The organism is Paenibacillus taichungensis (assembly GCF_013359905.1).
GTDB classification, from domain to species: Bacteria; Bacillota; Bacilli; order Paenibacillales; family Paenibacillaceae; genus Paenibacillus; species Paenibacillus taichungensis.
The window spans coordinates 112,877-129,145 of sequence record NZ_JABMCC010000105.1; the positions used below are offsets into that span (position 1 = coordinate 112,877).

At 45.5% G+C, this 16,269-nt stretch carries 14 protein-coding genes and 1 pseudogene; 8 read left to right on the forward strand and 7 right to left on the reverse strand.

The annotated features are described in order from the left end of the window. The first annotated feature begins 234 nt into the window (after positions 1 to 234). Positions 235 to 1,341, forward strand: coding sequence for an FAD-dependent monooxygenase (locus HP548_RS10185; protein WP_175381586.1), 1,107 nt, complete (start codon positions 235 to 237; stop codon positions 1,339 to 1,341). Between the two features lie 160 nt (positions 1,342 to 1,501). Here HP548_RS10185 and HP548_RS10190 read toward each other — a convergent pair whose 3' ends face one another. Beyond that, the gene (locus HP548_RS10190) at positions 1,502 to 3,595 is read right to left on the reverse strand and encodes an acyltransferase family protein (protein ID WP_175381587.1); all 2,094 of its coding nucleotides are present in this window, start codon (positions 3,593 to 3,595) and stop codon (positions 1,502 to 1,504) included. A 513-nt stretch (positions 3,596 to 4,108) separates the two neighbouring features. Beyond that, entirely contained in the window at positions 4,109 to 4,669 is a 561-nt protein-coding gene (locus HP548_RS10195) for a flavin reductase family protein (RefSeq protein WP_175381588.1), read from the reverse strand. Between the two features lie 271 nt (positions 4,670 to 4,940). Here HP548_RS10195 and HP548_RS10200 point away from each other — a divergent pair, with 271 nt between their 5' ends. Next, a complete protein-coding gene (locus HP548_RS10200; RefSeq protein WP_099853486.1) occupies positions 4,941 to 5,573 on the forward strand; it encodes a LysE family translocator in 633 nt (210 codons plus the stop codon). A 98-nt stretch (positions 5,574 to 5,671) separates the two neighbouring features. On the opposite strand, the gene HP548_RS10205 is transcribed toward HP548_RS10200, so the two are convergent. Then, a complete protein-coding gene (locus tag HP548_RS10205) occupies positions 5,672 to 6,481 on the reverse strand; it encodes an HAD hydrolase family protein (protein WP_175381589.1) in 810 nt (269 codons plus the stop codon). Between the two features lie 133 nt (positions 6,482 to 6,614). On the opposite strand from HP548_RS10205, the gene HP548_RS10210 reads away from it, so the two are divergent. Both HP548_RS10210 and msrA read left to right on the forward strand, forming a co-directional pair. Next, complete coding sequence (locus HP548_RS10210; RefSeq protein ID WP_246318014.1) at positions 6,615 to 7,250, forward strand: Crp/Fnr family transcriptional regulator; 636 nt, start codon at positions 6,615 to 6,617, stop codon at positions 7,248 to 7,250. Positions 7,251 to 7,301: 51 nt separating this feature from the next. Beyond that, positions 7,302 to 7,817 carry a peptide-methionine (S)-S-oxide reductase MsrA gene (gene msrA, locus HP548_RS10215; protein WP_076289735.1) on the forward strand — a complete coding sequence of 172 codons (516 nt, stop codon included), beginning with the start codon at positions 7,302 to 7,304 and terminating at the stop codon, positions 7,815 to 7,817. A 53-nt stretch (positions 7,818 to 7,870) separates the two neighbouring features. Here the strand turns inward: msrA and HP548_RS10220 are convergent. Next, positions 7,871 to 8,563, reverse strand: a pseudogene (locus tag HP548_RS10220) (HAD family hydrolase); the annotation flags it as partial. Between the two features lie 190 nt (positions 8,564 to 8,753). On the opposite strand from HP548_RS10220, the gene HP548_RS10225 reads away from it, so the two are divergent. The 3 genes from HP548_RS10225 to HP548_RS10235 all read left to right on the forward strand — a co-directional run bounded on the left by HP548_RS10225 (position 8,754) and on the right by HP548_RS10235 (position 12,973). Continuing rightward, complete coding sequence (locus tag HP548_RS10225; protein ID WP_175381591.1) at positions 8,754 to 10,514, forward strand: DEAD/DEAH box helicase; 1,761 nt, start codon at positions 8,754 to 8,756, stop codon at positions 10,512 to 10,514. Between the two features lie 2 nt (positions 10,515 to 10,516). After that, positions 10,517 to 11,740: a YqhG family protein gene (locus tag HP548_RS10230; protein WP_175381592.1), complete on the forward strand. Its 1,224-nt coding sequence runs from the start codon at positions 10,517 to 10,519 to the stop codon at positions 11,738 to 11,740. 333 nt (positions 11,741 to 12,073) lie between these two features. Next, positions 12,074 to 12,973, forward strand: coding sequence for a hypothetical protein (locus HP548_RS10235; RefSeq protein WP_175381593.1), 900 nt, complete (start codon positions 12,074 to 12,076; stop codon positions 12,971 to 12,973). A 94-nt stretch (positions 12,974 to 13,067) separates the two neighbouring features. Here HP548_RS10235 and HP548_RS10240 read toward each other — a convergent pair whose 3' ends face one another. After that, complete coding sequence (locus tag HP548_RS10240; RefSeq protein ID WP_175381594.1) at positions 13,068 to 13,292, reverse strand: YqzE family protein; 225 nt, start codon at positions 13,290 to 13,292, stop codon at positions 13,068 to 13,070. A gap of 195 nt (positions 13,293 to 13,487) precedes the next feature. Here HP548_RS10240 and HP548_RS10245 point away from each other — a divergent pair, with 195 nt between their 5' ends. Further along, positions 13,488 to 14,261, forward strand: a complete 774-nt coding sequence (locus HP548_RS10245; RefSeq protein WP_246318016.1) for an N-acetylmuramoyl-L-alanine amidase family protein — start codon at positions 13,488 to 13,490, stop codon at positions 14,259 to 14,261. Here the strand turns inward: HP548_RS10245 and HP548_RS10250 are convergent. Further along, positions 14,236 to 15,180, reverse strand: a complete 945-nt coding sequence (locus tag HP548_RS10250; protein WP_246318017.1) for a divergent polysaccharide deacetylase family protein — start codon at positions 15,178 to 15,180, stop codon at positions 14,236 to 14,238. The two genes, HP548_RS10245 and HP548_RS10250, sit on opposite strands and share 26 nt — an antisense overlap. Before the next feature lie 76 nt (positions 15,181 to 15,256). Then, entirely contained in the window at positions 15,257 to 16,153 is an 897-nt protein-coding gene (locus HP548_RS10255; RefSeq protein ID WP_063564761.1) for an AraC family transcriptional regulator, read from the reverse strand. Positions 16,154 to 16,269 lie beyond the last annotated feature (116 nt).

The window sequence follows — 16,269 nt, forward strand, 5'->3', positions numbered from 1 at the left end:
TAAAAGAAATTGCTGTTCTTATCAAGCCTGCGCTCATAAGCTGAAAAGCAATACAGCAGGCTTGAACTCCTCTTCCTGTATAGAAATAGAATGATTCTGTTGCAATCTTGGATTGAATTTGTTTATAATAACGTATATCTCTAAAGTTACTTTTAGTTACTTAATGATTTTTATAAATCTGTTATTATAAAGTAATACGATATTCATCCATTATATTGCAAGGGAATTTTACACATGAATCAAAATACGCATTTAAAAACTGACGTTTGTATTGTCGGAGCTGGTCCTGGTGGGGCTCTACTCTCATTCCTGCTGAAACGACAGGGAGTATCCACCATTCTGATCGAGCGCCAGCCGCACCTGCTTAAGTCGTTTCGTGGCGAAGTACTTAATGCAGATGGTGAACATGTATTGAATAAGCATGGGTTATACTCTTCTGTTACCCAGCGTGGCGTGCTGCCCCTGGAGCAAATTCAATACTGGGAGAATGGTCAGATCATCCACACCATTTTCCCTGGCAAGCAAGAATCCCATGTAGGCATTCATGTGCCGCAGGATCATCTGCTTGAAGTCATCGTGTCACAATCACAGCAACAGAGAAACGAACAGGTTCTTTATAATACGGTTATGACTGGATTGTTACGAAATAAGGCTGACCATACGGTTGGCATCAACATTCGGCAAGAAGGACGGCCTGCTTCCATTGAAGCAGCGGTAATCGTTGGGGCAGATGGCAGATATTCAGCTGTACGCAAACACGCTGGTCTGACCCCGGATATCCGCAAACATGGATACGACCTGTTATGGGCTCGCATTCCTGCTCCAACAGGCTGGGAACCTGCTGTTCGAATGGCCAGTATGGATGGTCAGCAGTTGGCGTTATTCTCACAATTCGGAGGATACGTGCAGATTGGATGGAACATTCCGCAAGGGTCCTTCTCCAAGTTGCGTGAACAGCCTTTTGCTCCCTTTGTACAGAAACTCGTAGCGGCCTTCCCCTGTCTCGCTGATTCGGTAGCTCAACATATCCAGACATGGAGTGATTTTGTTTTGTTATCCGTAGAGAGCAGTTTCGCCGAATTATGGGCGCAGGACAACGTGGTCTTGCTTGGTGATGCCGCTCACACGATGACTCCAACGGGCGCTTTTGGATTGAATGCAGCATTGGAAGATGCAGACGTGCTCGCTGAGCTACTCATTGATATGGCCGCCGATCAATTCACTTCTACAGAGCGGCTGCAAGAGCTGCAGGCCAGACGTGGAGAAAAAGTGAAGCAGCAGTTGGCTAGGCAACTGGAAATGGAGTCTTCGTTCCAGCAGCGGTACGAATCTTTTCAATAATGATGCGTGTATTCAAGCACCGCGTAATCAACAAACAGCCGATGACTCCCAGTTGGGAAGCATCGGCTGTTTTGTTCTTTGTGGAGTTAACCTGAATGTCTCTAATTTGGGTCCGTAAACATTCATGAATTTATAAATAAATGAATAGATAAGTTCTGATTTATTTCATACTGTCTTTCACAAGTGCTGCAAAAGCTTCCGAACCTTTCTTCGTTAGATGTACGCCATCTTTTTCGAAATATTCGTCATGCCCCTCGCTTGCAGTGTGCCAATCAATAAGAGATACATTGCTATAATCGGAAGCAGCTTCGTTCAGTGCTTTATTCACGGTTCGTTCCCATGGGCGAGGGACTCGCACGGTAACCAGATAAACATGTTCTTCATCTTTCAAATAATCCAGCACAGAATTCAGACTTTTGGAATTAAAGGAACCGTTCGTTCCAAGCTCCAATACGACCTGACTGCCCATTTGGTTATTTCTCTTCAGGCCATCCAGTACATCGGCAGCTTCCCACATCTGACGGCCGATATGACCATCCACGTGCACACCCGATATGGTTTGTTCAAGGTAAGGCTTGGCGTCCAAAATAACCGAATCTCCAATGACCGTATAGTGAATCTTGCCGTCTTTGGCTGGAGGAGCTGTTTCCTCTTGTTCTTTGGACGAATCTGACGTATTTACAGGATCCTCTGGATGTTCATTACCGTTGTCTTCTGGATTTCCTGGATTGTCGGTGCTGCCTCTGGGTTTACCAATAGCGTGGTTCGAATCGCCAGGAGTTGATCCTTTCTGCTCACCTGAGATTGGTTCCTCCGATTTGGGAGCATTATCTGGCTTCACCGTTTGCTGTTCTTCTTTGCCTGCTGGATCTCCAGCGTTCGCCGCTGGTTTGTCGTTTTTCTGAGGCGCAGGTTGATTGTCAGCCCCAGAAGTGCTCACTGTTGCTGGAAGAACGTCCTGCCCTTTTTCCTCCGTTACGGAATGTTCTCCATTCAGCGTGGCCGACATTGATACCGAATGGGAATCAGAATTCGCTGCAGACGTAATCATCATCTGTGACACCGTAAAGCACATCAACAGAATGCTCATCAGCAAGCCAGCTCGCTTCCACCATACGTTGCGAATACCTGTTGTATTGCGCCCTCTTCCCCATAACCGGGACCAGGAATCACGAAATCCGTTATGACGTATTGGATTTTCAATATATTTAAGTGACAAGGAGGCCAGTGCAACCGTTGCTGCAACCTGCAAAACCATTCGCACAGGATGTGCTCCACCCGTGTCTACCGTTGGACTCGTTAGAATAATAACAGGATAGTGCCACAAATATAAACCATAGGACCTTTCCCCAATCCAGCGCAATGGCTTAGCGCCAATGAGCCTTGCCAGGAAAGATGATGGATGAGCCAGTACAGCTACGAGCAATGTCGTCGCTATGGCCTGAAGTACCATTCCTCCTCGATACAATGAAGGGTCGTACTCGCTGCTATTCAGCATCATGTAGATTAACCAAGCAAGCGCAGCTAAACCTAACGCATCCAGGACAAGGCGATTGATGCGGGCTAGGGATGACGATAGCTTGCGACTCGGCCATACCACGGCCAGTGCAGCACCAGCCAGTAGAGCAAATGCTCTTGTGTCTGTTCCATAATAAACACGGCTCGGGTCCAGATCCGGATTATACATGATGGCCATTGCACCAGCAGACAATTCAGCTGCCACGACAATAAAGACGACCAGCCATCCCTTTCTTTTGAACAAAATGATTGCTGCGACCAGTAGAAGGGGCCATACAATGTAAAACTGTTCTTCCACAGCCAGCGACCAGAAATGCCCAAAGGGTGATGGAGGGCCGAAACTTTCGAAATAGGAAACGTTATGAAAGATATACCACCAATTGCTTATGTATAATACTCCCGAGACAATGTCACCACGCAACGCAGCGAGTCGAGATGGATCTGTGCAGAGCAACCAAATCATCACCACTGCTGTCATCGTGATCATGCCAGGTAACAAGCGCCTTACTCTTCGCACCCAGAAATCACCGAGCGATATCCGGCCTTGCTCCTGCCATTGTGTCAAAAGAATGTCTGTAATCAAATACCCTGATAGAACAAAGAAAATGCCTACACCGAGCAAACCACCCGGAATAAAACTTAAATTCAGATGATACCCTATGACTGCAAGCACAGCGATGGCTCGCAAACCATCCAGTCCGTTCATATGCCTCTTGCTTTTCAACGATTGTGACATGCGAGCCCCTCCTTGACAATGTGAGTCGACATCATCCATGTCTGGGGCGTTCGAGAACTCCTTGTGGTTCTGGTTGTCATTAACATACGTATTGCACCTTCCATCATTCATTTACAACATAAAGAAGACGAGTTACTTAACCATGATGTTTATGATTACGATTTCTTTATATCTTTGTTGTTATCTCCCGTTTAGCATTATACGCCCGAAAGATTATTCACAAATTACAGCAATAGTTACAATCCAGTGAAACGATGTAACCTTTCCTGCCAAGCATATATAGCTGTAAAATCATACTCTAATTTTATTGTTAAATACAGCATTTTTCATGGAATGGCTAATATTACCTTGCCTTTTATTTCATATATGAGCAGATCCTTCTGAGGGTCTGGAGTGTACGCTTGAGCCAATAGGAAAAGGCTGCCGACTTGCTCAGCAGCCAATAACCATTATAAACCTATCTTTTGCCGGATTGAAAGTTTTGCTCATAATTGCATCTTGGTGCCTAGTCCCCTAGAGGTAAAACGGATGAACTTTCTCTTCCGCACTCCCATCGAGAATCCGATAAGAGGATCTTCCTACGTACATTGGAATCTGCAATTTGTCCAGATTAACCATTCCATTTTCCAAGAAGTATTCCGGGTCTTGATACCGCTGTAACACTTCACCTGCAATCCACTCATGATCCCCATACGTTGTGATATCGATAACCTTGCACTCGTAAGCAAAATAAGCTTCGGTCAGAATGGGTACATTCACTTTGATTCCTTCTTCGTATGTAATTCCGAATTTCGAGAATTTGTCTGTGTCTCTTCCACTGAAGGTTCCCGCAGCCTGAATCCACTCCGAATGATGACCCGGAAGGAAGTGTACCCCGAATACGCCACTCTGCTCAATCAATTCATAAGAGTACGTTTCCTTCCTCAGCGATATCCCGTAAATTCCGGGAGACGATCCAATATAGGTATGCCAGCCTGAGGCCATCACATTCTGCATTCCCTTATGACGGGATGTCACTACCGCCACCATGCCGGGATACGAATAAAACATAGGTTCATCTATCGGTTTCCGCATCTGATCACCTCTTCGTTTTCAATAGGCCCTTAAGCTGTAATAGGCCTTTTCTCATCCATAATTATACAATATAAGTAAAGGATGAAAAAGAATTACTTCCTTCATCACTAATCACTATTTGAATATACGAAAATATTAGCGAAAACGGGGCCACTGCTGTATTTCCCCAATTATTTTTCTCTTGATATTCGAAGATAGGTGTATTAAATTAAAAAATACATTTTTACTATACATCAGTAAGATGAATCAACTGAGATGAAAGGATTGTGAAATGGAAGTTTATCTAAAATATTTCTTGATTGGTCTTGCCATTGCCATGCCAGTCGGAGCAATTACTGTAGAAATGACAAAACAAGGTTTAAAAAATGGGTTTATCCATGGATGGGCAGTTGGTCTCGGCGGTATGACAATTGATGTCACACTTATACTCGCCATGTACTTTGGCTTCGCTTCTGTACTGGCCTTGCCTTACGTGCAGATCCCGCTTTGGCTGGTAGGTGCAGGATTTTTGGCCTATCTGGGCTACGATTCCATTAAAAATGCGGATAAAGATATTACACCCGCAGACGAAAAGACTCAGAAATCATTCTTTAGTACATATCGCAATGGGTTGCTTGTCGCCGTATCTCCAGGGAATTTGATTTTTTGGGTTTCCGTATTCGGTGCAGTGTTATCTGATTCCTATAGCTCATCACATTCAGGCAGCTTTGCTATCGCAGCATGCGGCGTAATGAGTGGTATTCTAATTCATGATCTAGGGCTTTTGTCGGTGGTGTCTGTCACCAGAAGAGTGATGAGTCGCTCCATGATTCGCTGGGTCTCCGTCATAGCCGGAATACTACTGTTTGGATTTTCCCTATACTTCCTCTATGAGTTCATCATGGGGATCGTCGGTTACGTTTAGAAGAGAGATGCTTGTTATGTGAAGAAGGAGTCCACCACTGGCGGACTCCTTCTTCATTTTATTGATTATCTCTAATGAATGCTAAATCCCAATAGTGATCATCCTGCCGCAATGTTTTCGACTTTTACCCTAGCTTTGCCAAATACACTTCCCTCTTCTTCCAGTCTTTCTGCAATTTCAATGATTTTGTCGATGACATTCTTCTCTTGGCTCTCTACCCTTTCACTCGCAATCTGAGCAAGCTTCTCATGTTGCCCAACGCAAATGGAACGACTGGCATACTCAAACATGGGAATATCATTCGCATCATTTCCAAAAGCAATAAAACCATGGGGAGAGACCCCAAGTGCTTGCAAACCTGTCCATTTATTCACACCCTTAGGACTAATATCAATGATGTTCTCTGTTCCATGCATGTATGTAACCACAGGAAGGTTGTGCAATGCCTCCAGCATCTCCTGGTGGTTGCGGCTGCTTAAGACCACTACCTTCACTATCTCGGTTAATTCCTCCAGCAGCACGTTCTTCGCTCTGCACTCGGGGTCCAGATTTCTTCGAATGGGATGCTCCGGCTTGCCTGAATAACAGTAATCCCATTGACAATCAATGAGATACTCTGCTTCATGCTGCTTCAATAACGCCAGTATATGGTCAGCAATAGATGCTTCCAAATAAACTGTGGAAATCTCAAGCCCGCTGCGATACACAAATCCTCCATTACCGCCTACCAGCGGAAATTGCTGCATATGGACAGGCAGTATAGGCAATAAATCACGAATCGGTCGTGCAGATGCAAAAATAAGTTCATGACCTTTCTCCACGAGACAGTCCAATGTCTGAACCATTTCTCTGGTTAACGGTTTCCCTTGAAAACAGATGGTTCCATCCAGATCAAATACAAACTTCATCATCATTCCCCCTCGTTTTTCTAATCATATCAAGTTCATATATAATGAAAAGGACCGATGTCCATTCGAGGTGAAAAAAATTAAAATGTACAGGGGATACGAAAAGATAGAACCTTATATGTCCCTTTTTAATTTGGAACAAATCTTTGCTGACGCAGCTTTGCTTCCCATTCAGCTTCGGGAGTATGATTCAGATGAATATGTTCTTACGGAAGGCGATGAGCTAGAAGGGCTTTATTTCCAAGTGGAAGGTCTGACCAGAGTCTCCTCAAGTGTTGAGACTGGCAAGTCTCTTTTGCTGCGTTTCTGCCACCCCTTATCCATTTTTGGTGATATTGAATTGATTCAGAAAGTGGCTGTACAATCACAGGTTCAAGCTGTACAGCCCTCCAAATTCCTGTTTATAGACATACAAACCGTTGAACGAAACTTAATGCAGGATTATCGTTTTTTGAATGAATTACTTAAACATCTGTCCTATAAATTGCAGACATGTACAGCGGCATCCCGAATCAACTCACTTTCCTCCGTTGAAGAACGTTTTGCCATCTATTTGATGTCCACTCGTCTACCCAAAGAGTTTGGCAAAGAAATTAGCACGCCTCACATTCCAGAAATAGCATCCGTAATCGGTACAACGCCCCGTCACTTAAATCGCCTCATTCAGAAACTGTCCGATCTGGAAATCCTGTGCAAAAAAAGAAAAGGGTTTGTTGTGCTCGATTGGGAGCGGGTGGATGAACTATCAAATGGATTGCGTTATGACTAGCATTCATAGTAATCTTGATTAAACACAACTGAGAAATGGGGAATAGCAGTGATTGAAAAAGCAACGTTTGCCGGGGGATGTTTCTGGTGTATGGTAAGTCCTTTTGAAGAGCAGCCCGGCATTCACGGGATTATATCCGGATACATGGGTGGAACCGTAGAAAACCCTACATATGAACAAGTGTTGACCGGGGAAACAGGGCATTTGGAAGTCGTGCAAATCTCGTTTGATCCAGCCATTTTCCCATATGAGAAATTGCTTGAGCTGTACTGGCCGCAGATCGATCCTACAGATGCCACGGGTCAGGGTAATGATCGCAAAAGCCAATATCGGGCTGCCATCCTGTATCACAATGAAGAGCAACGCCAATTGGCCCTGAAATCACGAGAGGAACTGGCCAAAACAGGCCGATTCGATAAACCTGTCGTTACTGCTATTGAGGAAGCATCCGTATTTTATCCGGCAGAAGAATATCATCAAAATTTCCATCGCAAAGATCCGAAATATTATAAAGAATCCCGAATTTATTCCGGACGCGATGAAATTATCAAGAAATATTGGAGTTAACTTCTTTAAATCATAAAGCGGCCACATGGGCCGCTTTTTTTGTTGCATCCATTTTACAGTACACCGATTATAGCCTTCAACTCCTCAATGCTATCAATAACCCGATCCGCCTGAGCTAGCTCATCGGCTTGAGCAAAGTCAAAATTACATCCAATGGAAATTAAATTATTATCCTTTGCAGCCTTAATGTCAGACAATCGATCTCCGATAACCATCCCATGAGTGATCTTATATTTCTCCACGATGGAGCGTACGAGATCAGACTTATTTTGTGATGAAATCTGCTGTATACTGAATGTTTCCTTTACCCACTCATTCAGATGATAATAGTTTACGATGGCATTCAAGTATTCGATTTGTCCATTACTCGCTATGTATATCGGTATACTCTTCTCTTTGCAGTAGTGAAAGAACTCTTCTACATACGGGTACAGGGCACCATGGCCTGCGTCGATATTCGCAATCAACTTCTCATGAAACCATTCATTTGCTTGTTGTCTAATCTGGTCCGAGTATCCGGGCAATAAATTCTCCCAGACGACGGGCAGAGGAACTCCCATAATCTCACGATACTTTTCTATTGGTGTATTCTGCTCCCACAATCCCTTTGATCTCAGATGATTAAAAGTGTCATGCAGAGAAGTCTCCAATATTCGATCTGTCTGAAATAACGTACCATCCATATCAAAAATCAATGAAAGCATAAACAGATTCTCCTCCTTCATATTCAGGATATAGTTTGAGACATAATAGTCACTCTACTTAAGTAAAGTGACTATTCATCAACATACGTGAATACCTATCATTTTACAACCCTTCCAGACTTTCTGATTGAAATCACCCCTTATTCCAAGGTTGGTTATGAACTGCCTCTCATTCGTCCATACTATTACCTACGAATAAACCGTCATCACGAATGGCAGGGGAGGAAGCACCATGAACCGGAAAAACCCGCATCAAATTAATCAACCTGCAGCAGAACTACCCGTTCCGCTTGAATTCGATCGCAGCTGGATCACCCAACTGGAGTCCAGACTCGATAAAGGCGGCCCTTGGGGCGATTACAGACTCTTTCAACTTGGCATTCAAGCGGAAGAGACGAATCTGATTCCCAACTTTGATGAAATCCAATGTCTGAAGCATTTACAGGGACTCACCCCTCTTCCACACCAGATGGATACTGCACGCAGAGTACTGTTTGAAATGTCAGGTCGTGCCATTCTCGCCGATGAGGTTGGACTTGGCAAAACGATTGAAGCCGGCCTGATTTTGAAAGAATATATGGTTCGTGGACTCGTATCCAAAGTGCTCATTCTCGTGCCTGCGTCCCTTGTACTGCAATGGGTTCGGGAGTTAAATTCCAAATTTGGCATCCCTGCGGTTGCACAGAAAAAGGCGTATTCCTGGCAGAACGAAATTGTGGTTGCCTCGATGGATACTGCAAAGCGTGACCCGCATAAAGATATGCTGCTGAATACGGATTACGACATGATTATTATCGACGAGGCTCATAAACTCAAAAATAAAAAAACGACCAACTATCAATTCATGCTGAAATTACGGAAAAAGTACTGCCTGCTGCTTACGGCTACACCGGTGCAGAATGATATGAGCGAGCTGTTCAACCTCATTAACCTGCTCAAGCCGGGACAGCTTGGCCGTCAAGGTGATTTTGCAGCCAACTTTGTCGTCGACAAACGCATTCCGAAAAATCAGGAGCAGCTCAAGGATGAGTTGTCCAAAGTCATGATCCGTAACCGTCGCGGTGAAGGACCTGTTCAATTTACCAAACGGAACGTGTCCAATGTGAATTTGCAGCTTTCTCCTGAAGAACAGGCCCTTTACGATGGGGTGACTTCCTTTGTGAAGGATCAGTACCAGGAAGCGGGCGGCAATCTGAGCAGCATGCTTTCCCTAGTGACGTTGCAGCGCGAAGTATGCAGCAGCCGGGATGCCGTGTTTGTGACGTTGGTCAATCTGTCGAAGAAGCTTCCACTGGACTCCCCACTGCGGGATAAGATTTGGGAGCTCGTTGCTCATATTAAAGCGATCAAGGAAAATACCAAAGCGGAAAAAACGATGGAACTTGTTCGTGACATGAATGAGAAGGTTATTATTTTCACCGAATACCGTGCCACGCAGGAGTACTTGCTCAATTATTTTCGTAACAACGGCCTGACCGCAGTTCCCTACCGGGGCGGCATGAACCGGGGTAAAAAAGACTGGATGATGGACCTCTTCCGTGGCCGCGTACAGGCAATGATTGCAACCGAGGCGGGCGGTGAAGGTATCAACCTGCAATTTTGCCATCACATGATCAACTTCGACCTGCCCTGGAATCCCATGCGTGTTGAGCAGCGGATCGGTCGCGTTCACCGATTGGGACAGCAGAATGATGTGAACATTTACAACCTTTCGACGACCGGCACAATCGAGGAGCATATTCTGAATCTGCTTCATGAGAAGATCAATATGTTCGAGATGGTCATTGGTGGATTGGATGTCATTCTGGAGCGGCTGGAGAAGAAGGAGTCAATCGAAAAAAGTTTGTACAAAATCATGCTTGAATCACAAAACGAAGAGGATATCCGCCGTAAAATGGACTCGCTCGGACAATCGCTGAACTCCATTCAGCGCAAAGTTGCAGATGAGGCACCAGCCGTATCCGGGCTTGATATTCGTAAAGGAGGCCTCTGATTATGACCATGTCACCCCATGAAGTGCAGGCGTATGTGCTCACTTACCTGGAAACACTTGATTGTCAGATTATGGAGCGTTCTCCTGCCCATGTTACGGTAAAACTTTCACCTGAAGCTGACAAGGCGTTAACCAACCGTCCGTATTATTGGGGATTTGTGGAGCGAACCGGCGCACCTGCGGAGACGATGTCCTTTACATTCGTCTTTGATCCGGATACCTATCAGCAAGCTTTGGAAGCTGAAGAAGCAAAAGCTGCACAGTTAGCTCCACCAGCCTCACCAGGTGCCGATCCCGGTACCCCCGAGGCTCCCAAAGAGACTATTCTAGGTCGATACTTCGGTATTGTCCCTTCTCTGCCTCAGCTGGGACCCGGACGGATTTTGAAAGAAGATGTTGTATATGGCAGCCGCAGGTTGCAGCAGATCTTCAATGCAGCGCGTGAAGGTGGTGCGTTCGTGAACCTGTTTGAACAGGCTGCTAAAAGGCAATTGCGCGCTACTGCACCAGCAGTATACGAGCCATGGCTTGGTGTGTGTTTTAAAGTAGAATTTGCCTGTGATCTGAAAAAAGAGGAACTTCATTTTATCGGCATCTCCCTCAGAACAGGGGAAATTGTTGAGAAGTTCGGCTCGAAGCTGAACAGGCGTGACCTTAGCCCAAGGCTGGCTGAGAATATGCACGTACAGACTGCCAAAGTATCGTTATCCGATGCCGGGGCAGCTCTGGAATCGCATTTGACAAACCGCTTGCTGGAACTCGACTATAGCTGGGCAGAGAAAGCCAAAGAACGGCTTGATCTGGAGCTTGCTGTTGTCGACACGTACTATGAAGCAGTTCTTAGAGAGGACACCCCTGAGGTCGACGTCGACGTAGATACAACCTCCTCCAGCACAGACGGTTCAACGGATCAGGAATATGCAGGGACCGGATCATTTGCTCCAATTCAGACTTCCCGCTCCGGCCCTTCCCGTATCCAGAATGTACGTCTGCAGCCCGTTCAACCAACTAATGTGACAATCGGATCAGATGTCGAACTCGCTGCTGAAGCTGCTGTTCAGGCAGAACCAGAAACGGACCCGGAACAGGATAAAGCCCGCCAAGCGGTCATGGACCGGGAAGCCATGAAGCTGCAATACGAGACACGACGTACCGAGATGATCTGGCAATATGAGCCCAAAGTGAAGGTGACTGCGATTAGCAGTGGCATGTTTCATTTAAGATAGACGACGAAGACACTACTTTTCCCGCAAATGACGGCAAAAGTAGTGTTTATTCATGAGTGGCATCCCGACAGGTTGCAGCAACCTTTGCATAACCCGTCCTCTAAAATGGAACTAGAAACGATTACGCAGCGAAAATGGAGTCCGTTTTGTCAGGATATGTACCCCAGAAAAGTAGGTGTTAGCATGAAACGACCCTTCCACAAGGGATGGAATGTGATTCGCCGAATAACCGGAATTGTAATGTGCCTTCTATGTGTAATCACCTTGCTCCCCTTATTACAAGCTGAAGGTGCCGGAATTCAAAATGCATTTAGATCCGTACTCCCCACTACAATGGCTACAAGTACGGCGGAACTTCATTCCGACACACTGGCTCCTGATGCAGTACAACAATTTGCTCGCGAGCAAACCATCATTCTAAGTACTGAACATGAAAGGAACCATTGGGATCATGCCCAATTGGACTTTTATCCCCTCGGTCCAGGCACACGTAGCTGGTTGGTATACGCTAATGTTGGACAGTCACCCGTTGGTTATATGATCATTTCAGCTAACGACCAAGGACAATTTCAACTTAGCGAGTATGGTCATGGAGAACAACGACCGTACAACTTTTCCTTGTTGGACCAAGCTCTGAATCGGCAGCAACTGGACTTGAAGGAGCTAATTACTAACGGAGGAGGGCTTCAATTACGCTATGCGCCTCCCCTGCTCACTTATTGGAAAGTGGAAAGACCTAACGATGATGCAATCTATATTGACGCAACCAATGGCGATACCTTGCCAACGGGTGTTCTGAATGCATTGGATAGGGACTCACAGCAGGCTACGAAACGAATGAAGTCCATAAGGTCAATATCTGTACAAGCTGTCGTGATAACGCCTGAAGATTCACTACAAGTCTCCTCGTTGTCCGTTGACTCCATGGATCTGCAACCTCTGTTTGATCCCGCGGACAATCTGTTATGGATCACTTCAAAAGCACTTTCGATAAGCGACGTAAAGACATTGGATCAGCAATGGAAAGAGCATAAAAAGATCGTTTTCTCTGCAGATCAGCAAAATGTCTTGTATGGTGGGCCTTTGCCTGTCAGTGGTTATCAGATCTGGCGTGACGACCGTGGAACCGTTCAAAAACAATATGTAGCTATTGGCGGGAATACTTCGGTAAGACGATTTGTACCTCTTCAGACCTTGCTGCGCGACGGGCATTTCTATGCTGTGAAACCGTGACCGATCCTCACAACAAATAAGACGCCTTCCTCTAATTCTTGATAGGAATGCGTCTTTTTCTTTGGAAGAAGCTACTACTACGCTGGTTCTTTGATTAACCTTTACGTGAAGAGCTTCGTTTCTGCATTTTCCCCTGCGAATCCATTGCTTTTTCCTTTTTCCCAACCCATAGAGATACGGCAAAAGGAATCATTCCAAACCATTTCATTGTCCACGGCTCTTTGGCTTTGGTGCGTCCTTTACGCTCATCCTTCGGAGTATCGATATAATGAACAACTCGCTCTGTAATGTATTTCACCAGTTCATCACTTTTGGCCATAACCTCTGCCTCCCTTAGCTCCGGCAAAGCCGGGGCTTATGTTATTTCTATTGTGTGCAGAAGGGATCATCAATAAACATTTTTTTTGCTGCAAAGAGTATGAAAAACAGAAGAATGCACAGTCTAATGCCAAAGGTATCCATCCACTCACTTTATGACATAAGATGCCTATTTCAAGAAGGAGCGTGTATTCTCATGTATAAGCTGCTGGCCGCGTTGATGGCATTGCTAATCAGCATCAGTTCCATCCCTCTAACCACACATGCCAGTGCGGCGACATTCGCCCTGACCGACCTACCTACATTGCATTCACAACGATCGCCCATAAGCCCATCCATGTTGCCGGTAACCGATGGAGATGCCTATCACTCCACTCATCATGCGTTTGCAGCACCTGTCATCCTTCTGGACGTTGGTCATGGCGGCATTGACGGTGGAACAACAGACCATGGTGTACTGGAAAAAGACATCAATCTAGCCATTAGCCAAAAGGTGTATCTCCTGCTTCGCAGCAAGGGTTATGCAGTCGTCATCAACCGACTCGGCGATTATGCGCTGAGTGACGAGAATCGCTGGTTAAACAGTCGCTCACGCCATCGCAGAGATTTGGCTCAACGCAAAAGCCTTAGCGAAGAGGTTAGTACCGACATCGTCGTCAGCATCCATGCCAACTGGAGTCCGAGATCAGCTGCGCGAGGCCCTGTTGTTCTACATCAGAACGAAGGACGAAGCTACATGCTCGCAAGCTCCATTCAGAATCAGCTAAATCAATTGTACGAGACGGAGCGCGATGTTGTATGGGGCAAGCCCTTTTACCTGTTAAATCATGTGAAGCAACCCGCTGTAATTGTTGAAACCGGATTTCTGAGCAATGCACACGATCGCGCAATGATCAGCGACCCAAGCGAACAGAAACGGATTGCACAGTCCATTGCTAATGGCATTATTTATTATCTGTCGGCAGTTTAGGCTCTGCTTGCCAATGCCACACATCTCGAACCAGATCGCTAATACCGACGAACTCAATCTGATCTTTGAGCCGAGATACGGATTCATGGACGATAGCAGAGGTATTTAATCCGGTATGGCCAACGTGACCAATCACTACACACACATCTTTGTCGAAAGCACGTTGGGCTGCCAAATCCATTTGCTTGCGTATTTGTTGTTTGGAATTGTGGTCATCCAGAAAAATATCGTTGCCGACGGGTGGCATGTTTTTGGTGATGGCCAATTCCCCTACCACAGAGCGAAAATTGGTTCGACTATCCACAAAAAACAATCCACGTTCTCGACATACATCCAATACAATGGACATGATGCGTTTATCAGACGTAATTTTGGAACCCATGTGGTTGTTCATACCGACGGCATAAGGAACTTCATCTATGGCTTTCTCCACTCGTTCACGCACTTCTTCATCCGTCAGATTGGATGTGATCGCTCCTGGACCGAGCCATTCCGGTCTGCCCTTTTTGGGCTCCATTGGCATGTGAACAATCACATCCATTCCTTTTTCATGTGCGGCAATCGCATCTTTCTTCGTCGTTGGCAAGAATGGCATCACGGCCAATGTGAGTTTAACCGGGGTCGCCAAAATTTCAGAAGTCCCTTTCATGTCATTCCCCGCATCATCAATGATGATCGCCATTCGTTTACGCTGCGATTTGTCTGTCGGAGTTGGTGATATCTTACCTGAAGTTGAACCAGGTACTTGTGTTGAGGTCAGCTCCGTTAACATTTGCTCTGGCTGCCCTGAACGAATTTGTGATTCCGCACTGCTGGCAGAAAAGCCAAAACCATAAACCATGAATATCGTACCTGTGAGTACCACTGACATTTTAAATTTCCAGGTGCAGGACCACCCTTTTCGTCCGGCCTTATTCATCCATCGTTCCCTCCTTTGTTCTGTCCCATCATTATTTGAACAATGAAGGGGGAATATGTAGACAAAAAAAGCCTGTTCATTCCAATGGAGCGCTGAAGGCCGCTGTGTTGGAATGATGTAAGCGATATTGGCGAGGAGCCTGACCTGTCAGTTGATGAAAAAGGCGAGAGAAGTAATGAACCGAGCTAAAATGATATTTTTCAGCAATTTGAGTGATATTTAATGTCGTGTGAAGCAAATCATACTTCGCCCGTCCAATACGAAAGTGATTCATATACTGGATGGGGGAGTATCCGGTAGATTTCTTGAACAGCTCGAAAAAATGACCACGGCTCATTTTGAGACTTTTGTGATAGATATCCAGCGGCTTGGGTGCTCCGTGAAGTAAGTCTTTCTCCAAAATTTTAAGAATATGGGCTATCCGGCGATCAGGGATTAAATGCCCCTTCTCCATGCAGCAGTTCAGAAAGTAGTCGATAAACGTTTGAAAATGACGCTGAATCGTCAAGCTCCGCATAAAAGTCTGCTCATTGGTATATGAACCACTTTTATAAAAGTCTTGGAACAGATCCTGCCAGATTCGCAACGACTCCACCTTTGAAATCTCCCTAAGTTCATATGGAAAGGCTGGGCCAACAAAAGCTTGTTGCAACACCTGCGGCGGATAACAGATCGGACAGGACGTATCAAATACCTCTTTTCGCTCCACATAGTGCCAATCAAAATAACAACACAGATGTACCATAGGGTTATTCCCATCAGCCACCCATTCATGTAATTGCCCTGCTGGAATATAGACCAGCGAACCAGGACCGAGCCTGCTGCTCAGACCATTTATACTTAATATCCCATACCCTTCGCTGATCAAGTAAATGGAACTGGTATAACAAATTCGCGGAGAACTCGACTGTCCCTTCGCAAAAGGGTATCGGGTCGCCAAATATACATAGGGATGCAAGGAAGCAAAATTCATTGGAAGTTTCCTTTCCGACTCCGTTTTTCTCGATGTTAACCTTTCATCCCCATCATCGAAAGGTACAATTGGGGACTAGAGGTACATATCAGCAGAGCACCAATTGATCTGACGAT